The organism is Afipia sp. GW821-FHT04G03 (assembly GCF_059419985.1).
Window position 1 is genome coordinate 318,886 of sequence record NZ_JBWKSV010000003.1, and the last position, 19,953, is coordinate 338,838.

The 19,953-nt window shown below is 58.7% G+C and carries 18 protein-coding genes; 5 read left to right on the top strand and 13 right to left on the bottom strand.

All coding sequences use genetic code 11. The features are described 5' to 3' along the window. Positions 1-8: 8 nt before the first annotated feature. Both AC07UB_RS15955 and AC07UB_RS15960 read right to left on the bottom strand, forming a co-directional pair. On the bottom strand, positions 9-929 hold the full coding sequence (locus tag AC07UB_RS15955; protein ID WP_492790438.1) for a branched-chain amino acid ABC transporter permease: 921 nt from the start codon (positions 927-929) through the stop codon (positions 9-11). A 54-nt stretch (positions 930-983) separates the two neighbouring features. Continuing rightward, positions 984-2,111 (bottom strand): ABC transporter substrate-binding protein, encoded by a 1,128-nt coding sequence (locus AC07UB_RS15960; protein WP_494654781.1) that lies wholly within the window; start codon positions 2,109-2,111, stop codon positions 984-986. 478 nt (positions 2,112-2,589) lie between these two features. Here AC07UB_RS15960 and AC07UB_RS15965 point away from each other — a divergent pair, with 478 nt between their 5' ends. The 5 genes from AC07UB_RS15965 to AC07UB_RS15985 all read left to right on the top strand — a co-directional run bounded on the left by AC07UB_RS15965 (position 2,590) and on the right by AC07UB_RS15985 (position 7,538). Continuing rightward, complete coding sequence (locus AC07UB_RS15965) at positions 2,590-3,093, top strand: MarR family winged helix-turn-helix transcriptional regulator (RefSeq protein WP_492790439.1); 504 nt, start codon at positions 2,590-2,592, stop codon at positions 3,091-3,093. Between the two features lie 36 nt (positions 3,094-3,129). Then, positions 3,130-3,960: an alpha/beta hydrolase gene (locus AC07UB_RS15970; RefSeq protein WP_494654506.1), complete on the top strand. Its 831-nt coding sequence runs from the start codon at positions 3,130-3,132 to the stop codon at positions 3,958-3,960. 147 nt (positions 3,961-4,107) lie between these two features. Then, complete coding sequence (locus AC07UB_RS15975) at positions 4,108-5,304, top strand: acyl-CoA dehydrogenase family protein (RefSeq protein ID WP_494654504.1); 1,197 nt, start codon at positions 4,108-4,110, stop codon at positions 5,302-5,304. A gap of 54 nt (positions 5,305-5,358) precedes the next feature. Next, complete coding sequence (locus tag AC07UB_RS15980) at positions 5,359-7,005, top strand: benzoate-CoA ligase family protein (RefSeq protein ID WP_494654779.1); 1,647 nt, start codon at positions 5,359-5,361, stop codon at positions 7,003-7,005. A gap of 83 nt (positions 7,006-7,088) precedes the next feature. Then, complete coding sequence (locus AC07UB_RS15985) at positions 7,089-7,538, top strand: RidA family protein (protein ID WP_494654502.1); 450 nt, start codon at positions 7,089-7,091, stop codon at positions 7,536-7,538. 33 nt (positions 7,539-7,571) lie between these two features. Here AC07UB_RS15985 and AC07UB_RS15990 read toward each other — a convergent pair whose 3' ends face one another. From AC07UB_RS15990 to AC07UB_RS16040, 11 genes are all read right to left on the bottom strand, one after another. Continuing rightward, on the bottom strand, positions 7,572-9,374 hold the full coding sequence (locus AC07UB_RS15990; protein WP_494654501.1) for an AMP-dependent synthetase/ligase: 1,803 nt from the start codon (positions 9,372-9,374) through the stop codon (positions 7,572-7,574). 21 nt (positions 9,375-9,395) lie between these two features. Further along, the gene (locus AC07UB_RS15995; RefSeq protein ID WP_492790444.1) at positions 9,396-10,208 is read right to left on the bottom strand and encodes an ABC transporter ATP-binding protein; all 813 of its coding nucleotides are present in this window, start codon (positions 10,206-10,208) and stop codon (positions 9,396-9,398) included. Positions 10,209-10,213: 5 nt separating this feature from the next. Next, positions 10,214-11,392: an ABC transporter substrate-binding protein gene (locus AC07UB_RS16000; protein WP_492790445.1), complete on the bottom strand. Its 1,179-nt coding sequence runs from the start codon at positions 11,390-11,392 to the stop codon at positions 10,214-10,216. 19 nt (positions 11,393-11,411) lie between these two features. Further along, positions 11,412-12,452, bottom strand: coding sequence for a branched-chain amino acid ABC transporter permease (locus tag AC07UB_RS16005; protein ID WP_494654498.1), 1,041 nt, complete (start codon positions 12,450-12,452; stop codon positions 11,412-11,414). After that, entirely contained in the window at positions 12,452-13,330 is an 879-nt protein-coding gene (locus AC07UB_RS16010) for a branched-chain amino acid ABC transporter permease (RefSeq protein ID WP_492790447.1), read from the bottom strand. Before AC07UB_RS16010 ends, AC07UB_RS16005 begins: the two co-directional genes overlap by 1 nt. Continuing rightward, positions 13,330-14,163, bottom strand: a complete 834-nt coding sequence (locus tag AC07UB_RS16015) for an ABC transporter ATP-binding protein (RefSeq protein WP_494654497.1) — start codon at positions 14,161-14,163, stop codon at positions 13,330-13,332. The genes AC07UB_RS16010 and AC07UB_RS16015 overlap by 1 nt, the downstream gene beginning before the upstream one ends. 61 nt (positions 14,164-14,224) lie before the next feature. After that, the gene (locus AC07UB_RS16020; protein WP_494654777.1) at positions 14,225-15,004 is read right to left on the bottom strand and encodes a FadR/GntR family transcriptional regulator; all 780 of its coding nucleotides are present in this window, start codon (positions 15,002-15,004) and stop codon (positions 14,225-14,227) included. 320 nt (positions 15,005-15,324) lie between these two features. Continuing rightward, on the bottom strand, positions 15,325-16,650 hold the full coding sequence (locus AC07UB_RS16025; protein ID WP_494654495.1) for a UDP-glucose dehydrogenase family protein: 1,326 nt from the start codon (positions 16,648-16,650) through the stop codon (positions 15,325-15,327). A gap of 87 nt (positions 16,651-16,737) precedes the next feature. Further along, entirely contained in the window at positions 16,738-17,529 is a 792-nt protein-coding gene (locus AC07UB_RS16030; protein WP_492790450.1) for an FkbM family methyltransferase, read from the bottom strand. 61 nt (positions 17,530-17,590) lie between these two features. Next, entirely contained in the window at positions 17,591-19,024 is a 1,434-nt protein-coding gene (locus AC07UB_RS16035; protein ID WP_494654492.1) for a mannose-1-phosphate guanylyltransferase/mannose-6-phosphate isomerase, read from the bottom strand. Positions 19,025-19,093: 69 nt separating this feature from the next. Continuing rightward, positions 19,094-19,858: a sugar transferase gene (locus AC07UB_RS16040; RefSeq protein ID WP_494654491.1), complete on the bottom strand. Its 765-nt coding sequence runs from the start codon at positions 19,856-19,858 to the stop codon at positions 19,094-19,096. Positions 19,859-19,953: the final 95 nt, after the last annotated feature.

Consider the following 19,953-nt stretch of genomic DNA (forward strand, 5'->3'; position numbering starts at 1 on the left):
GCCAGGGCCTATCGTTTCACGGGGAACAGGCCATTGGGCCGGAAGAACAGCACCGCCGCCATCAGAATGTAAATCAGCATCGGCGCGATCGCGCGGCCCGCCTGACTGGCAGTCGCGGGATCCAGAATCGCGCGCAACAAGGTCGGCGCAAAAAAGCGCCCAAGCGTATCGGTCAACCCGATCAGCAATGCCGCTATGAACGCACCGCGAATGGAGCCAATGCCGCCGATCACGATGATCACGAAGGTGAGAATCAGGATGTTATCGCCCATGCCCGGCTCGACCGAGAGGATCGGCGCCACCATTGCTCCGGCAAATCCGGCCAGCATGGCGCCGACGCCGAATACGATACTGAAAAGAAGCCCGATGTTGACGCCGAGCGCGGACACCATGGGTGCGTTGCTCGCGCCGGCCCGCACCAGCATGCCAAGCCGGGTGTGATTGACGATCACGTACAGCGCCAGTCCCACGGCGAGCCCTGCCCCGATGATCGCGAGGCGATAGACCGGATAAAGAATGCCGGGCGCGAGCGTCACGGTGCCTGACAACAATTCCGGGACGGGCACGCTAAGGGGTGCCGCTCCCCAGAGCAGTTTCACTGCCTGATTGAGAAAGATGATGACGCCGAACGTCGCCAGCACGTGAGAGAGATGATCGCGATCGTAAAGATGTCGAAAGATCAGAACCTCAAGCAGCAGCCCGAACAATAGCGCTGTCGGCAGCGCAAGAGCCACTCCCGCGGCGAAGCTTCCGGTCATCGCCGTAAACGTCGCCGCGAGATAGGCTCCGACCATATACTGCACGCCGTGAGCCAGATTGATGAAGTCCATGACGCCGAACACGATCGTCAGTCCCGCCGCAATCAGAAACAGGATCAGTCCGAACTGCAACCCGTTCAAGACCTGGACCAGGGCGAGTGTAAGCGTCATGCGAGCCATTCACCAATTCGAGACGCCCGCATCGTGACGATGCGGGCGGACAACTCAGTTTCCGGCTGGGCAATCCTTGGCGAAGTTATCGCCGAAGTTGGAAAAGACCTTCTGGGCAATCTCGGTCTGATATTTGCCATCGGGCCGCTTGGCGGCCTTGACCAGATAGAAGTCCTGGACCGGATAGCCGTTGGTGTTGAACTTGAATGCGCCGCGCAATGAGGTGAAATCCGCTTTCTTGAGTGCGGCCTTGACGGCGTCCTTGTTGCTCAGATCACCCTTGGTGGCGACAACCGCGCTGTTGATCAGCATGGCTGCATCGTAAGCTTGAAATGCGTAGGTGCCGGGAACGTGGTTGTAAGCCGCCTCATAGGCCGCCACGAACTTCTTGTTCTGCGGCAGGTCGAGGTTGGGCGCCCAGTTCGCGCCGCCGAACACGCCGACCGCGGCGTCCTGCTGCGCGGGAAGCGTGGACTCATCGACAGTAAAGGCGGAAAGCAGAGGAATGCGATCGGCAAGACCCGCCTGCTTGTACTGCTTCACAAGATTGACGCCCATGCCGCCGGGCATGAAGGTGAAGATCGCGTCGGGATTAAGAGATGCGATCTTGGAGAGTTCGGCCTGGAAATCGAGCGTGTTCAGCGGGACATAAGATTCCTCGATCACTTCGCCCTTGAAATCCAGCTTGAACCCGGCCACCGCGTCCTTGCCGGCCTGATAGTTCGGGACCAACAGATAGACGCGCTTGTAGCCGCGCTCCTGCGCGACCTTGCCGAGAATCTGATGGACCTGGTCGTTCTGATAGGAGGTCACGTAAAAGAAAGAGTTGCAGGCCTTGCCCGCCAGACTTGAGGGGCCGGCATTCGGGCTAATCAGAAAGGTCTTGGATTCGACGACCGGCTTCTGAATCGCGACCAGGATGTTCGAGAAGATCGGGCCGACGACAAAGTCGACCTTGTCACGCTCCAGCAGGCCCTTGACCTTGGTCACGGCCACGTCCGGCTTCAACTCGTCATCTGCGATCACGATTTCGACCTCGCGGCCGCCCATCTTACCGCCAATATCCTTCAAAGCGAGATTGAAGCCGTCGCGGGCTTGCTGCCCGAGCACCGCAGGCGGACCGGACAACGTCAGCACCAGACCGATCTTGATTTTCTCTTGTGCAACCGCTTGACCGGCCATCAGGCCAAACAAGGCCGCAACCGCCACACGCCCGAAAACCTGCTTCATTGTCACTCTCCGTGCCCTATAAAAACTGCCGAAATCAATCTAGCGGTCTTTGAGACACGGCTGCAAGGTGAAGCGTGTCGACAATTAGCCGCGCGTATCACATCCTGAATTGTTTTAATCCTAAAGCATCATTTTATTCCGCGCAAGCGGCGCCCCTGCCTATTCGTCAAGCGAGGCCGTGCGGCGTTTTACGTGGCATCACCGCTCGCATTGGGACATCTGCGCAGTCTGTTTGCCGGGAGCGCCCAAAATTATCGCAGCGCGATATGCATCCCCAGCACGCCCTTCTGAGCCTTCAAGTCAGCCAGTTTCGCAACTTTGACTTTCGGATTGAATTATTTCAAGGTTCAAGCTGATACGACCGGATTGTCGACAGAGTCGCCCCGCCCCCGGAGCCGATCCTGAAGACTCCAGAATATGATGCCTAGACATGCCGTTCGATTCAGAAACCAAAGCCGTCGAAACCCCGGAAGATCATGGCTCCGAACTGCGGTTGTGGCTCCGGCTGCTGACCTGCACGACGCTGATCGAAGGCGAAATCCGGAGCCGGCTTCGGGAGCGCTTCGACGTCACATTGCCGCGTTTCGATCTGATGGCGCAACTCGACCGGGCGCCAGATGGCATGACGTTGTCCGATGTATCGAAGCGGATGATGGTATCCAATGGCAACGTCACCGGTCTGGTCGAGCGTCTGGTTGAATCCGGACATATCGAACGCCGGACCTCGTCGGAAGACCGGCGCGTTCAATACATTCGCCTCACCAAAACGGGCCGCACGACATTCCGGAAGATGGCCGCCGAACACGAGACATGGGTCGCGCGTTTCTTTTCCGACCTGTCGGAGAAGGACGTTCGAGATTTGATGCGCCTGCTTGCGAAAGCGAAGGCATCGACCCAGCAAGCCGCGAAGGAACGGGCTCTGCATCTCACCTGACCGATGCAACGACGGAAATCATGGCAGGGCCGTTCATTGGTCACGATCATTGACTACGATGCTGAATACAACAACCGGGCGCGCGTTCCGGATCACCCCGCAATCATCGCGGGTTGGGCTCGGGATGCGGAGGCTTATCGCGCATCGTGCGACGGCGATTGGCGCACCATCAGCTATGGGCCGGGCGAACGGCACCGGATCGACTTTTTTCCATCCAGCGGCGGCGACAATATTGTTGTGTTTATCCATGGCGGGTACTGGCAATCGCTCGACCGCTCTTACTTCAGCCATCTCGCCCGCGGCCTGAACGCGCGCGGGATCAGCGTCGCCATCCCAGGTTACGATCTGTGTCCTCAAGTCTCGGTCGGGACCATCATCGAACAGATGCGCAGCATGTCGCGCGAACTTGCGAAACTCGGCAAGCGCCTTGTCATCAGCGGACATTCCGCTGGCGGTCATCTGGGGGCGTGTCTGCTGGCGACCGACTGGAAACAGGTTGCGGCCGATCTCCCGGCGGATCTGGTGACCGCAGCCTATAGTATTTCCGGCGTGTTCGACCTCGTGCCTCTGATCGGCACCCCACTCAACACCGCCTTGCGACTCGATGAAACGTCCGCGCGCGAAGCGAGCCCGGCCTTCTGGCGGGCACCGCGGCAAGGGAGTCTCGACGCCGTGGTGGGCGCCGCCGAGAGCGGTGAATTCCTGAGGCAGAGCAAAGTGATGGCAGAAATCTGGGGCAGCGCTGGCCTGCCGACGAGATTTGCACCGCTGCCCGAAGCCAACCATTTTACCGTGATCGCGCCGATGGCGGATCCGCAATCCGGTATGGCAGCGCGCCTTGCGGAACTGGCTGCACGTCGCGCCTGACCCTCTCTCGTTTTCCTACGGACAGCACGTCTCGCCCAAAGCGTGACTGTCGCCTGTCGATTCTCCTGTTGCGGAAAACTATTTTAGGTTTAAAATTATTGGCGAAGGATGTTCCGGAACCCAATCCTTAATCCGGCGGATAAAGCGATGGCCGATAAATCATTCCTGTCCTGGCCGTTCTTCGGAGAACCGCACCGCAAACTCGCGACAGATCTGTCACGCTGGGCAGCGGCCACACTCGGCGGACTTGTCGATAACGACGATGTCGACGGCTCCTGCCGGAAGCTGGTTCGCACTATAGGTGAAGCCGGATGGCTCCGCACCGTGGTGCCGGCAAGCTATGGCGGTCTTTCGCAGGCATTCGATGTCCGCACTCTTTGTCTTGTCCGGGAAACGCTCGGCTATGAATGTGGCCTGGCGGATTTCTCCTTCGCCATGCAGGGCCTCGGCTCCGCGCCCATCACGCTGTTCGGTTCGGACGAGTTAAAGAAAGCCTATCTGCCGCGCGTCGCGAAAGGCGAAGCCATCGCGGCCTTCGCACTGTCAGAGCCTGACGCCGGATCCGACGTTGCAGCGATGACCACGACAGCCACGCCGGATGGTGCGGATCATGTGCGGATCAACGGCCTCAAGACATGGATCTCCAACGGCGGCATAGCCGACTATTATGTGGTGTTCGCGCGGACTGGCGAAGCAGACGGCGCGCGAGGAGTCAGTGCGTTCGTGATCGATGCCGATACGCCCGGCCTGACCATCGCGGAACGTATCGATGTAATCGCGCCGCATCCGCTGGCGACGCTGCGGTTTGAAGATTGCCGCGTTCCCCTCACCCGCCGGATTGGCCTTTCGGGCGAAGGCTTCAAGGTCGCCATGGGTACTCTTGACGTGTTCAGATCCACCGTCGGGGCGGCCGCGCTCGGACTTGGACGGCGGGCGCTCGACGAAGCGATCGATCGCGCCGCAACGCGCAAGATGTTTGGCGGGAAACTCGGCGATCTTCAATTGACTCAGGCCGGGCTGGCCGACATGGCGACCGGAATGGATGCGGCCGCCCTTCTGGTCTATCGCGCCGCGTGGATGCGAGATCAGGGCGCACAGAAAATCACCCGCGAAGCTGCCATGGCGAAGATGTTCGCAACCGAAGCAGCACAGGCGACGATCGACCGCGCCGTGCAGATCTTCGGAGGCCTGGGAGTCAAGAAAGGAAGCAAGGTCGAAGAGCTCTATCGGGAAATCCGCGCGTTGCGAATCTACGAGGGGGCGACGGAAGTGCAGAAGGTGATCATTGGCCGGGAACTGATGAAGACAGCACATACAGCGAGCGCTCAACGCGCTGCGGAATAGCAGTGCAAATGAGTGGCGACAGCAAGTGTGCCGGCGCCGATGAAAGGACGCATGATGGCAAAGACGGCTCATATCGATACGTTTGCGCGTGACAATCTGCCGCCAAAAGAACTCTGGCCTGACCTGATCTTCACGCGACCCGAATTCCAGTATCCCGAACGATTGAACTGCGTGTTCAATTTTCTCGACCGCTGGGTCGATGAGGGACACGGCGACGATCCTTGCATTTTCACCGGCGAGAAGACCTACACCTACGGCGAACTTCAGGCGCTGGTGAATCGCATCGCCAACGTCCTGGTCGACCGGCTCGGACTGGTGACAGGCGGACGGGTGCTGCTGCGCTCCGCCAACAATCCCATGATGGTGGCGGCCTATCTGGCCGTCATGAAAGCGGGCGGCATTGCGGTCGCGACCATGCCGCTGCTGCGCGCCAAGGAAATCGTTCACCCGATCCAGAAGACCAAAATCTCGCTCGCGCTGTGCGACCGCAGCCTCGCTGACGAGATGGAGAAGGCGAAGGCCCTCGCCATCGAACTCAGACAAGTCGTCTACTGGGGAGCGAGCGGACCGGATTCGCTCGAAGCCCTGATTGCCGACGCCAGCCCTGACTTCAAGGCTGTCGATACCGCGGCCGATGACCTTTGCCTGATCGCCTTCACATCCGGCACGACGGGCGACCCCAAAGGCACCATGCATTTTCATCGCGACATGCTGGCCGTGTGCGACGGTTTCGCAGGAAATATCCTGCGCGCGCGCCGCGACGACCGTTTCATCGGATCCGCGCCGCTGGCCTTTACGTTCGGATTCGGCGGCGTGTTGTTTCCGATGCACATCGGCGCGTCGTTCATTCTTCTCGAAAAGCCCACTCCCGAAAACCTCGCAGTCGCCATCGAACAATTCAAGGCGACCGTCTGCTTCACCGCGCCGACCGCATATCGGGCCATGCTGACGACGCTTGGAACACACGATCTGACGTCGCTGCGCAAATGCGTTTCCGCGGGTGAGACCTTGTCCAAAGGCACGTTCGACGCATGGCTCAAGGCGACAGGCATCAAGCTGATCGACGGCATCGGCTCTACAGAGATGCTGCATATCTTTATCAGCGCCACCGAAGAAGACATCCGGCCCGGCGCGACTGGAAAACCCGTTCCAGGCTATGAAGCGAAGGTTGTCGACGAACAGGGCCATGAGTTGGCGCCCGGCGCTGCTGGTCGCCTAGCTGTTCGCGGTCCGACAGGATGCCGCTATTTTGCCGATGAGCGGCAACGCAAATACATTCTGAACGGCTGGAATCTGACCGGCGACACCTATGTAATGGATCGCGATGGCTACTTCTGGTACCAGTCGCGCTCCGACGACATGATCGTGTCGGCCGGATACAACATCGCAGGGCCGGATGTCGAGGCCGCGCTGATGACCCACGATGCGGTCCTGGAATGCGGCGTCGTTGGCGCTCCCGACGATGAGCGTGGCGCAATCGTAAAAGCCTATGTGGTACTGAAGTCTGGGGTACAGGCCGACGCGGCATTGGTCACTGCGTTGCAGGATCACGTCAAACGCGAAATCGCGCCTTTCAAGTATCCGCGTGCAATCGAGTTCGTCGCTGAATTGCCGAAAACCGCGAGCGGAAAATTAAAGCGGTTTGCATTGCGTGAGGCCGCGCAGGCGAGCGCGACACGCGCAAGGTCGGCGGCTGAGTAAGTAATTGCGTTGGCGCGAACAATCCAGAGCGCCATCAACATCGACAGGGAGACAGTGTGGTGAGTGTATCAAAGGGAACGAGCGTGGCGGCGTCGGCGCCGGTTGAATCCAACCCGGATCTTCCACAAGTGCTGCAACCCGGCGGCTGGCCGCGCCCTGCCGGATACGCCAACGGCATGGCAGCCGAAGGACGAATGGTCCTGACCGGCGGCGTCGTGGGATGGGATGTGGCAGGTGTTTTCTCCGATGATTTTGTGCACCAAGTGAAGCAGACGCTGGAAAATATCCTCGCCATCCTGACCGAGGGAGGAGCGCGTGCCGAAAACCTCGTTCGCCTGACCTGGTACGTTGTCGATATGGAGGAATACCTGTCCAACTTGAAGGCGATTGGCCGGGCATACCGCGAGGTTTTCGGCTCGCACTATCCGACCATGGCGCTGGTCCAGGTGGTCCGCCTCGTTGAAAAGTCCGCGCGCGTCGAGATTGAGGCGACCGCGATCGTTCCGCGCTCCTCACCTGCCGGCAAGATATGAGCCGGATGAGATCGGTCGACCGGCTAAATCATCTTAATGATAAAGGCTCTCGATTTCCGCCTGGTATTTCTTCTGCACGTTGGCGCGGCGCACCTTCATCGTGGCGGTGACTTCGTCATCGTCATGATCAAGCTCTTTGGTCAGCAGGTAGAAGCGCCGAATCTGCGAAACTTGCGCGAGTTGTGCGTTCGATGCGTCGATCTCGGACTGAATCAGCTCGCGCAAGCTCTCGTTTTCAACGAGATTCTTGAAATTCGTGTAGGCAATGCCTCGCTGCTCAGCCCATTTCCCGGCGAGTTCAAGATCGATCTGAATCAAGGCTGAGACATATTTCCGGGCCTCCCCGATCACAATGCATTCCTTGATGAACGGGCTCGACTTCACGGTATTCTCGATTTCGGACGGGCTGAGATTCTTGCCGCCCGCGGTAATCATGATGTCCTTGAGCCGGTCCACAATCCGAAAATGGCCATCGGTCAATTCGGCAACGTCGCCGGTATGCAACCAGCCGTCTCGGATAACTGCCTTCGTCGCCTCTTCGTTGCGGTAATAACCGGCGAACACCGTATCGCCGCGAATGAGAAGCTCATTTGAATCGCCGAGTTTCGTCTCCATGCGATCGATGCCGATCCCGACTGTGCCGACACGTTTGTCAGCCAGAACTTGCGCCAGCGCCATGCCTGAACTTTCCGTCAGGCCATAGACCTCGATCAATGGCACGCCGATGGTCCGGAAGAAGTGGACAATTGATGGCGATATCGGCGCGGCGCCGGTCATGGCGATCTTCGTTCTTCGCAGCCCGATGAAATTCTGCAACGCGCGGAACACGAGCAGATAGAAAACGCTGTAAACGGCCCGCTCGACAACGGTGCGCTGCGCAGCGCTCTTCACCGCAAACGGTTCACATGCCGCGTAGGCACGCTCGAACAGCACGCGGCGAACGCGGCCAGCCTCGAGCAACTTGACGTGAATCGATGAGTGCAGCTTTTCCCAGATGCGCGGAACTCCGAGAAACATGCTCGGCGCAACCTCGCGCAGGTCTTCCTGCACGGTGCGGATCGATTCGCCGAAATTGACCAGGGACCCGAGATAAAGCGGGACCATCACCGTCGTGAACTGTTCCGCGACATGACAGAGCGGCAAATATGACAGCAGACTGGTCGATTGATCGAGCGCGAGCCGATCGACCACCGCGATGGCCTGCGCGCGGATGTTCTTGTAGCTCAACATCGCGCCTTTTGGCTTGCCCGTCGAACCTGACGTGTAAATCAGCAAACCGATCTGCGAGAGAGTCTGGCGGTCCAGAACATCGTCGACCAGCCTAGGGTGCCTGCCCTCGTACTCTGCGCCCAGTGCCTCCAGCGCATCGAACGAAATGACCTGATCGGCCGAATAGTCCCGCAGTCCCTTCGTTTCGAGCACCACGATACGGCGCAGCCTCGTCAACTCGTCCCGGCGCTCCAGCACCTTGTCGACTTGTTCCTGATCCTCGCAGACCACAATCTCGGACTCGGAATGCGCAAGCACATACCCGACTTCGTTCGACGGACTCGTCGGATAAACGCCGACGACAACAGCGTCCACGACGTTCGCTCCAAGCTGGGCCAGCACCCACTCGATCCGGTTCTCGGACAGGATGGCGATGTGGCCGCCCGCCGTCAGGCCAAGCGCGCGAAAGCCGAGGCCGACGCGCCGGGCGCGATCGTAATAGGCCTTCCAGGTGTATGGATTCCAGATTCCGAATTTCTTCTGCCGGATCGCCACACGGTCCGGATGCTGCCGCGCGTTGTCGCGCAGAACTTGCGGCAAGGTCAATTCAGCGAATTTTTCAGTCATGCTGGCCTCACAGTCCCATCGTTAAGACAGCCAGCGCTTGCGGCGCTTGTAATGCTTGATGCCACGGAAGCCTTTGGCCTCGGCATTCGCTGCGCCAACGCCGAGATAGAATTCCCGGACGTCCTGATCGCGCAGCAATTGCTCCGTCGGCCCGTCGGTGACAATCTTTCCGGACTCCATGATGTAGCCATAGCTAGAGACCGCGAAAGCGACAGCAGCATTCTGTTCGACCAGAAGCATCGAAACGCCCTGCTCGCGATTGATGCGCGCGATGATCGTGAATATCTCCTCCACCAGCATCGGCGACAGGCCGAGCGATGGCTCATCCAGCAGCATCAGCTCCGGCTGGGCGATCAAAGCCCGTCCGATGGCCAACATCTGCTGTTCGCCGCCCGACAGATACCCTGCCCGCCCGCTGCGCCGCTCGTACAGGCGAGGAAAATAAGTATAAACCAATTCAAACGGCGTCTTGGTGCCGGAACGGCCCGACATGGCATAGGTTGCCGCGGTGAGATTTTCCTCGACCGTCAGGTCTTCGAATATCCGGCGGCCTTCCATGACGTGAAACAAGCCGTTCCGCACCAGCTTGTGCGGCGCGTGGTTTGAGACGGCATCGCCCTTAAACAGGATTTCACCCGTCGTGACCTTGCCGTCTTCAAGCTCAAGCAGATTGGAAATCGCCTTCAGCGTGGTCGACTTGCCGGCTCCATTGGAGCCCAGCAAGGCGACCACCGCACCCTTGTCGACTTTCAGCGAAAGGCCGCGGAGCACCTGGACCGTCTTGTTATAGACGACCTCGATATTGTTCACGGACAAAAGTGCTTCCACGGCCATGGCTGCTACTTCGCGATCTTGATCCAGTCGGAGACGGGAAGCATCGTCTTCTTCGCGCCGTCATACTGATAGACGCGCCCGACCGGAACGGTGTTGCCCGGAATCGAGATCGGCACGCCGATCAGACCACCCGTGTCGAAGTCCTTGATCGAGTTCAGCGAGGCCTTCATGTTGGCCGCGGTCAACTCCTTCTTTGCATCGAGCGTGCGCTTGGCGGCCTCGGTCATCAGCATCGCCGTAAGGAAGCCCTGCATGTACCCGGTTGACTGATACTCCGGCCGAATCTGCCGGATTTTCTCCAGCATCGGCGATTTGCCTTCCGTGTCGTAATAGTAGCGATACGGCATCACGCCCATGAAACCATCGGCCACCTCGGCTGACTTCGCCCAAATAGCGTTGTCCATCGACCAGAACGTGCCCATGAACTTGGTCTTGAGGCCGAGTTGCTTGGCCTGCGTCATGAACTCAGGCAGCGGCGCAAGAATATAACCGTGGAAGATCGTGTAATCCGGGTCGGCACGGCGCAACTTGAGCACTTCGGTCGACACGTCGACACTGGTCGGCGGCGTGGCGATCTTCTCCACGATCTTCAAACCCAATTCCGCCGCCCGCTTTTCAGTCGGCACGATCGGATCGCGTCCGAACTCGGTGTCCGAATTGACCAGCGCGATCTTGGCGCCAGGCTTCGTCTTCGCGATGTATTCTAGCAGAATGCCGATCATCTCCGAATAGTCTGGACCGGCGATGAACTGATTGGAAAAATTCTTCGGATCGTTCAACTCGGTCGCGAAGGACGCGCCGGCCAGCATGATGTCGCCACGGCGGTTAAGCTCGGGATTGATGGTCTTGGAGAAAGCTGTGGAGTCGCCATAATAAAGGCTGACCTTCTCCTGACTGGTGATGCGATTGAAAACCGCCACCGAGTTGTCGACCTTGTAGCCGGTGTCTTCGGCCACGTACTTGATCTTGCGGCCATTGATGCCGCCCGCGTCGTTCACGATCTTCACGTAATCCTGAAACGCGTTGTTGAGCGCGATGCCCGCGAAAGCGAACACGCCAGTCATCGGCATCGACGCGCCGATGACGATATCGTCGGCCGCACGAACCGGGCTTTGCAGCCCCAATGCGAGGCAGCCGGCGGCTGCGAAGGACAGCACCTTGCGGCGCGATGGAAGCAATTTCATTTTTTCTCTCCCTTTGATGTCACTTTTTGAACGGCCATAAATGAAAGAAGCGTCGCGTCCGACGCCATATTTCGGCAAGACCCTGCGGCTCGAACAGCAAAAAGCCGATGATGAGGGCACCGAAAACAATTGTCCGGATCGGCGACAGCTGCGCCACCGCATTCGGAATGAACGTCATGTAGCCAACAACAATCTTGAGAAACTCCGGCACCATGGTCATGAAGATCGCGCCCAGAATGGCGCCGAGGATCGTGCCCATTCCGCCGACGATGACGGCTGCGAGGAAGAAAACCGAATAGATCAGCGGAAAACTTTCCGGCGTCACGACACGAAAGAAATATGCCCACATTCCGCCAGCCACGCCGGCATAGAACGATGATAGAGCGAAGCTGAGCAGCTTGTACTTCAGCAACGGAATACCCAGCACTTCCGCCGAAATATCCCGATCCCGAATCGCGATGAAGGCCCGACCGATCCGCGTGCGGAAAAGGTTGGCTGCGGCAACCACCGACAGCACAGTCAGCGGCATGAACAACCAGTACAGTTCGAACGGCCGCGCAAGATCGTACCCGAATATCCGCGCTGGAGGCATACTCAGCCCCTGCGTGCCACCGAGGATCGAAGGCCCGTTGGCAAACAGAAAATGCAGAATGAAGGACGCTGCGATGGTCGCAATCGCAAGGTAAAGTCCCTTCACCCGCAGGCTTGGAATTCCGACAACCATTCCGGCGCCCGCAGAGACAAATCCGGCAGCGATCAGATTGATAATGAACGGCGTACCGACACGGATTTCGAGAATCGCAACGGTATAGGCCCCGACCGACATGAAGGCGGCCTGTCCCAGACTGACCAGACCGGTGTAGCCGGTGAGGATATTGAGCCCTGTGGTGCTGACAATATGGATGGCAACAAGGCAGGCAAGGTAGATCCAGTACTGATCGGCAAAGAACGGGAACAACACCAGCGCGGCAAACAGTGCGACCAGCATCACGCGCTGGAAGTTCGTATCCAGCAGCGATTCTGCCTGAGCGTAAGTTTCGTGGGTGGCGCCGATACGCATCAGAGTCGCTCGATTTCAACAGTGCCGAACAATCCGTAAGGCCGGATCATCAGGGCGACGACGAGGATGACGAACGTCACAAGCAGCTTGAATTCTCCGCCGATATAGGTGCCGACCAGCGCTTCGACGACACCGATGGCGAGACCTGCCACCAGTGCGCCGGCAATGGAATCGAGGCCGCCGACGATCACCGCGACCAGCACCGACAGCCCGAACACGCCCATGGTGGGCGAGATACCGCCAATCGAGCCGATGAGAATGCCAGCACCGGCAGCCGCCATGCCCGCAACAATCCACGAAATCGAAAACACCGCCGGGACGTTGATCCCGCACGAGAACGCAGCGCCCTGATCGGTCGCCGTGGCACGAAGCGCGACGCCGCCCCGCCAAGTCCGGAAGATCACCAGGAACACCGCGATCAAGACCGACGCGACCACGAAACCCACCGCGATCTTCGGTGAAACATAGGCATCTCCGATAAAGATCGGCTTCGTGGGCAGAAAATTCGGCAGCGTTGCGGGATCGCTGCCCCAAACGAATTCGACAAAGCCAATCAGCACGGAGCCGAGGCCGACCGTCACCATGAACACTGAAATCGAGCTTTCACCCAGCATCGGCCGGATCAACAGGCGCTCGATTACGCCACCCAGAATTCCCCCGCCGATGATCGTCAGAATGATCGCCAGCCACACCGGAAGCGCAAGCGCGGTCGTCAATCCGAAGAAGAAGTAGGCGCAGAGCATCAGCATTTCGCCGACGGCAAGATTGAGAACCCGGGTCGCCTTGTAGATCAGCACGAAGGCGATGCCGGTCAGCGCCAGCAACGCGCCAGATCCAAGGCCCGACAGCACGATCTCGAAGAGGAACAGCCAATCCATCACGCCGCCTTTTCGCCTGCGATGCGCCGCGACAGGTCTCCGACGTCACCCGACCCGAGATACGCAGCGATGACATCCGGATTGTTCTGGATTTCGGCCGGCTTGCCTGCCGCGATCACCTGACCGAAATTCAGTACAACGACATGGTCGGAAATATCCATCACGAGGCCCATGTCATGCTCGACCATGAGAATGGTGACACCCCACTCCTCCTTCACGTCGAGAATGAAGCGGGCCATATCTTCAGTTTCTTCGCGGTTCATGCCCGCGACAGGCTCGTCGAGCATGAGAATGCGCGGACGCATGGCGAGGGCACGCGCGAGTTCGACGCGCTTTCGCAAACCGTAGGACAGCGAAGCGACCGGCTGGTCGCGGATATGCTCCATCTCGAGGAAATCCAGCACCCGCCGCTCGATCTCGGAACGCAGTTCAAGCTCCTCGCGCTTCGCGCGCCCGAAATACCAGAGCGCATCGAACACATTGGTTTGCATGTGCGCGTGGCGGCCGAGCTTGATGTTGTCGAGCACGGTCATGCCGCGGAACAGCGCAATATTCTGGAACGTGCGCGCCAGTCCCATCTTCGCGCGCGCCGGGGGATGCAGCCTGCTGATGTCTTCGCCGGCAAACTCAATGGCCCCGGTGGATGGCCTGTAAAATCCGGAGATGCAATTGAACAGCGAGGTTTTGCCTGCGCCGTTGGGTCCGATCACCGCCGTGATCGACCCTGGTGCCACTGAGAACGACACATTCGTCAACGCCTTCAGGCCGCCGAATGCGAGCGACAAACCGTTGACGTTCAAGCTGGCCGAGCCAGGCTTCGTAAAATCCGACAATTGACACTCCCCCTTGACCCTCCCGGCGCTTTTCGCGCTCTTTCGGCCGTATTCTACAAACTCACGCGCCCAATCGCTTTTGCGTCACCAATGCGTGTTCCATGTACATTCGCTCGACCGGCCGATCGAGCGAGTTGCCCGCTCGTTCGAAACCGCGGCGCCAGTCCTCGACATGCCGCCGCATCCAGACCTTACCGGCTTCCTTGTCGCGCTTGCGGATCGCATCAAGCAAATGATGATGTGCGGCGATCAGACGCGGCATCCCTTCGGCGACATCGCGCACAACCATCTCGGTGGTAGGAAAGAACAGCAGGCCAGCCGGTTCGCGCGCGAGTTGCAATACCCGGTTGTGCGATGCTTTTGCGATCAGAACATGAAAATCGGCATCCAGTTCCGCGAACAAGGCGGGATTGGTAACTGCCTGCTCGGTCTTCTCGATGTTGGCGGCAATCTCGCCGATGTCGTCGTCCGTGGCGTGATCGACCGCATATTCGATGGCGGCGATTTCAAGAATAATCGCGGTTTCATACAATTCGCGAAACGTGACTTCGTGCAGGACGAGCGCCCGGCTCAAACGGCTTGCCAGTTTGTTGTAACGCGGCATGCAGGCATAGAGCCGCCGGCTTGAATCCCGCCGGATCAGGCCGCCTTCTTCCAGAACCCGAATGCCCTCGCGCACGGTCGAGCGATTGACCCCGAATTGCTGAACCAATTCGGATTCGGTGCCGATCGGATCACCAGGCTTAATGCGCCCGTTGACGATTTCGCGCTCGATCGCATCCGCCACCCTTTGATAGGCCGGCGCGAATTCGATGCGTTTGAAGCTGGGTGCGGAGGCGATCGTCACAGCAGCCTTTGTCGTTTGTCGGACAAATGCTAGGGCGGGCTTAGAGTGCCGTCAATCCAAGTAAATATAGGTTTTTGTGCTGCACCGCAGAAGATAGACCAAGATCCTTTGGCTCTGTTCATTTGTCGGACAAACTCAACCATTCAATGGACAAGGGCGTAGAAAATGAAACGCCAGCCAATCGCTCTAGCGATGGCCGACGCACCCGGATCTAGTTGGTAGTCGGTCAATCCCGACCGTTCAAATGCCGCCCATGCAGAGGTATTTGATTTCGAGGTAGTCCTCGATGCCGTACCTCGATAAGCCTGCGAATATCAGTAAGCCACGGGCTGCGGTCGCCCGACCCCGCAATACAAAAACCCGTTTCGCGAGACTTCTTCCGGCGAGTAGATATTGCGAAGATCGATGATGACGGGAGTCGCCATGATCGTCGCCATTTTCTTGAGGTCGATTGCGCGGAACTGCTCCCACTCGGTGACGATGACAAGCGCGTGGGCGCCTTTCGCGCAGGCATAGGCATCGTCGGAGAAATCCACGTTCTCCAAAACCTTCCTGGCCTGCTCCATTCCCACCGGATCGAACGCGCGCACGATCGCGCCCATGTCCTGCAAGGCCGTAATCAGCGGAATCGACGGCGCATCGCGCATGTCATCGGTATTCGGCTTGAAGGTCACACCCAGCACCGCGACGGTCTTTCCGCGCAGATTTCCGTTGCCGCCGAACGCATTCGCCACCTTCCGCGCCATCGCGCGTTTGCGCTGGTCGTTCACGGCCACGACCGTCTCTATAATGCGCAGCGGCGATTCATTGTCCTGACCGGTCTTGATGAGCGCCAGCGTATCCTTCGGAAAACACGACCCGCCATATCCCGGCCCGGCGTGCAAGAACTTCGCGCCGATGCGATTATCCAGCCCAATTCCCCGCGCAACTTCCTGCACGTTCGCCCCGATTTTTTCCGCAAGATCGGCGATCTCATTGATGAAGGCGATTTTGGTCGCGAGAAACGAATTCGCCGCGTATTTCGTCAATTCGGCCGTGCGGCGGTCGGTATACACAATCGGCGCTGTATTGAGATAAAGCGGGCGGTAGACCGCCGCCATGATGTCTCGCGCACGCTTGTCATCGGTGCCGATGACAATTCGATCAGGGTGCTTGAAATCGCGGATCGCGGCGCCTTCACGCAGGAATTCGGGATTCGAGACGACCGCGAATTCTGCATCGGGGTTCTCGTCACGAATAATGCGCTCCACCTCATCCCCTGTGCCGACCGGAACGGTTGATTTCGTCACGATAATCGTGAATCCCGAAAGCGCGGCAGCAGTTTCGCGGGCGGCTGCATACACATAGGAAAGGTCGGCATGGCCATCGCCACGGCGGGAGGGCGTTCCGACCGCGATAAACACGACCTCGGCATCGCTCACTGCTGCTTTTGTCTCGCTCGAGAATGTCAGACGGCGCTGCTTGACATTGCTCGCGACAAGTTCGGAAAGGCCGGGCTCATAGATCGGGATTTCACCACGGCCAAGCGCGGCGACTTTCTCCATATCCTTGTCGATGCAAACCACGTGGTGTCCAAAATCCGCGAAGCACGCCCCCGACACCAATCCGACATATCCAGCTCCAATCATGGCAATTCGCATCGACGATCCTGTCTAACCAAAACGGTCCTGTGGCGCTTACAGCGCATGTCATTTCAAGTTGTGAGATCAAGCGGAGCGTGGCTTTTTCTAACCGCTCAGGATTGCTTTCCCGTCCTTGTGCGGCGGAAAGAAGAAAAAGTTGTTCACGTAAGCGCATCCGGCTTTGCGCCCGCCATCGGGCAGAAGCGAATCGGCGTCCTGAAAAATCCCCGTGTCGAATTGATCGACGGAAACGATGTCGCCGTCCTCGACAAAGAATCCGCGGTAATCCTTGTCCCGGAAAAACTCGAAGACAGATTCAGTGGCAGCTGCGCGGTGCCGGTCTTCTGCCTCAACGAGGAATATCGGCTGGCTTCGCTCCAGAATCCCGACCGCGCCATTCAGGACACTCAGTTCGTGTCCTTCGACATCGATCTTCACAAATGCCACCTGCTCCTGGATAAGAGAGTCGAGACGCGCCAGCGGAACGTGATGCGCGACGCAGGATTTCTCCGAAACCGCCAATTGCGGCTCAAGAGAAGCAAGACCATGCACCGCTCCCTGCTCGCTCTGCGGAATCAGAAGATCCGCCTCGCCTTCTCGATCCGACAAGGCGATCTCATGCACCTCGACATTGGTCGCGGAAGTTTGCCGGAGGACGTCGGCCATCTGGTGCGACGGCTCAAACGCATGGACGCGCTTTGAAAGCCGCGCCAGTTCACGCGTATAGAGGCCGCAATTTGCGCCGACGTCGATGGTGACGGCATCATTTGGCACGATCTTGTCCAGAAACGATAACTCGACTTCGGCGGATTTCGGACGATGCATGAAGTGCCAGCGCAACCAGAGTGACGGGAACGCTTCTTTGAGAACGTTCTTAGCTTGTCTCACGGCGTTCATGATGGCCGCCTTTCTGTTCAGGTCTTGAAAGAGTTCTGCATCCCGGACGAGTTCGCCCGGTTCAAACCCGATGATAGATGTCTTCCACGCGGACGATATCGTCCTCGCCGAGATACGGGCCTGACTGCACTTCGATTAGGTTGAGCGGCACTTTCCCTGGATTCTCCAGCCGGTGCATGCAACCGAGCGGTACAAACACCGATTCGTTCTCGCGGAGCAAAATCTCTTCGTCGTCGCGCGTGACGATCGCCGTGCCGTTCACCACAACCCAGTGTTCAGCGCGATGGAAATGTTTCTGCAGCGATAGTTTGGCGCCAGGGTTGACGGTGATGCGCTTGACCTGAAAACGATCGCCGGCATGGATCGACTGATAGTATCCCCATGGCCGATGGACGGATTGGGTTTGCGTCGCCGAGCGGTGACCATTGGCTTTCAACCGACTCACGAGTTTGGCGACGTCCTGATCGCGATCCTTGGAGGCAACAAGAACGACATCGGGAGTTGCCGTGATTATCAGATCTTCGACGCCGAGCGCGGCAACCAGCGGTCCTTCGCCCCGGACGTAGCACCCGTTGGCGTCTTCCATGACGACATCGCCGATCGCCACATTGCCGGAATTATCCTTGTCACCCATTTTCCACAGCGCCGACCAGCTTCCGATGTCGCTCCAGTCGAAATCCGCTGGAATTACGGCGGCCCGTTCGGTTTTCTCCATCACCGCATAGTCGAGTGATATGGAGGGGCAGGATTTGAAGGCGTTCTCGTCGAGGCGGAGAAAATCGAGATCGCGGGTGGCATCGGCCAATGCCGCCCGGCACGCAGCCAGCACATCCGGCACCAACCGTGCCAACTCTTCGATGAGCAATCGGGCCGGCAGCAGGAAGATTCCGCTGTTCCAGAGATGATCGTTTGCGGCCAGAAGCCGCTCCGCGGTGACCAGATTAGGCTTTTCAACGAACCCCGCGACATCGTGGACACCTGGCGCGGCGTCGAGTTGATCACCGAATCGAATATAGCCAAAGCCGGTCGTCGGAGCAGTCGGGCGCAATCCGAAAAGCACGAACTTGCCCGCCATCGCGGCCGTCATCCCGACCTCGACAGCGGCGCTGAACGCCTTGGCGTCAGGAACCCAATGATCCACCGGCATGGCAAGAATGATCGCGTCGGGATCGGAATCGCTTGCGATGAGCGCAGCGATGGCAACGGCGGGCGCAGTATTTCGCCCGAAAGGCTCCAGAACCATCGTTGGATTGGTAACCCCGATCGCACGCAACTGTTCAGCAATGGCGAACCGATGCTCCGCGCTGGCGACCACGATCGCATCACCGAAAATGGATGAATCGGCAACGCGTTGGGCAGTTTGCTGCAGGAGCGTTTTTTCGCCAAGAAGGGAGAGAAGCTGTTTGGGATAGGTCTCGCGTGATAGCGGCCACAGCCGGGAACCGGTCCCACCCGACAGCAAAACAGGAGTAATACGGCGTTGTCGCTGTTTCATCTCGTTGCCCCAGTTATGCGTGAAATGGTCTGCGCGAAGTCAGACGCTCGGTTTGAAACGGCGGTCCCGTTAACTGCCGCTGCCTGACAGAAACTCCCTTCGAACCGTGCGCGCGATGATTGCGATATCCATCCGAAGCGACCACTTCTCGATGTAATCAAGATCGTGATCGATACGCGCAATCGCGAGGCTGGGTTCGACAGTGCTACCCCTGCAGCCGCTCACCTGCGCAAGACCGGTGATCCCTGGCCGTGCGCTATGACGCTGGAAGTAATATGGGACGAGGTCCTCGTAGAGCATGTTGGCGGCGAGCATGCCGGGCACATGAGGCCGCGGCCCAACAAGAGACATGTCGCCCTTGATGACATTGATCAACTGGGGAATCTCGTCGAGGCTGGTGCTTCGTAGAATGCGCCCGATCGGCGTGATTCTGGGATCGCCTTGCACCGTCTGCGTGATGCCTGCAGCATCGCCGAGGTCCATGTACATGGACCGGAACTTGTAGATCTTGAAGAGCCGGTTGCGGTAACCGTAGCGATTTTGCTGAAAGAAGACCGGACCGCGCGACGTCGTCTTGATCGCTATTGCAATGGCGATGAATAGCGGCCCAAAAAACAGGAGCGCCAGCGCGGCGGCTGTGGCGTCGAAAATCCGCTTCCCGAAAGCAGACGCCGGCTCACTGTGGGCGACGCGGGTCGTCCGTCGATAAGCGCTGTGCTTACGGTAAGCACTGTTGTTCGCGTATTCGACAGGACGCACGGAGATAAACCGCGGACCGCTCCACTGCGTCGATGTGTTATCCTGGATAAAACGAGCTGTGACGGTGGATGCCATTGCTCTCGCTCTCTGCTTAACGTCCGCAAACGCTGGAATGGAATTCAACGCGCTTATTAAGAAGCACAGCGCCTCGATCTCCGATCCAACGTTTC

Coding starts and splice junctions, on each gene's coding strand:
- AC07UB_RS15955 (WP_492790438.1), bottom strand. CDS start 929: ATGACGCTTACACTCGCCCTGGTCCAGGTCTTGAACGGGTTGCAGTTC.
- AC07UB_RS15960 (WP_494654781.1), bottom strand. CDS start 2,111: ATGGCCGGTCAAGCGGTTGCACAAGAGAAAATCAAGATCGGTCTGGTG.
- AC07UB_RS15965 (WP_492790439.1), top strand. CDS start 2,590: ATGCCGTTCGATTCAGAAACCAAAGCCGTCGAAACCCCGGAAGATCAT.
- AC07UB_RS15975 (WP_494654504.1), top strand. CDS start 4,108: ATGGCCGATAAATCATTCCTGTCCTGGCCGTTCTTCGGAGAACCGCAC.
- AC07UB_RS15980 (WP_494654779.1), top strand. CDS start 5,359: ATGGCAAAGACGGCTCATATCGATACGTTTGCGCGTGACAATCTGCCG.
- AC07UB_RS15990 (WP_494654501.1), bottom strand. CDS start 9,374: ATGACTGAAAAATTCGCTGAATTGACCTTGCCGCAAGTTCTGCGCGAC.
- AC07UB_RS15995 (WP_492790444.1), bottom strand. CDS start 10,208: ATGGCCGTGGAAGCACTTTTGTCCGTGAACAATATCGAGGTCGTCTAT.
- AC07UB_RS16000 (WP_492790445.1), bottom strand. CDS start 11,392: ATGAAATTGCTTCCATCGCGCCGCAAGGTGCTGTCCTTCGCAGCCGCC.
- AC07UB_RS16005 (WP_494654498.1), bottom strand. CDS start 12,452: ATGCGTATCGGCGCCACCCACGAAACTTACGCTCAGGCAGAATCGCTG.
- AC07UB_RS16010 (WP_492790447.1), bottom strand. CDS start 13,330: ATGGATTGGCTGTTCCTCTTCGAGATCGTGCTGTCGGGCCTTGGATCT.
- AC07UB_RS16025 (WP_494654495.1), bottom strand. CDS start 16,650: ATGCGAATTGCCATGATTGGAGCTGGATATGTCGGATTGGTGTCGGGG.
- AC07UB_RS16030 (WP_492790450.1), bottom strand. CDS start 17,529: ATGAACGCCGTGAGACAAGCTAAGAACGTTCTCAAAGAAGCGTTCCCG.
- AC07UB_RS16035 (WP_494654492.1), bottom strand. CDS start 19,024: ATGAAACAGCGACAACGCCGTATTACTCCTGTTTTGCTGTCGGGTGGG.
- AC07UB_RS16040 (WP_494654491.1), bottom strand. CDS start 19,858: ATGGCATCCACCGTCACAGCTCGTTTTATCCAGGATAACACATCGACG.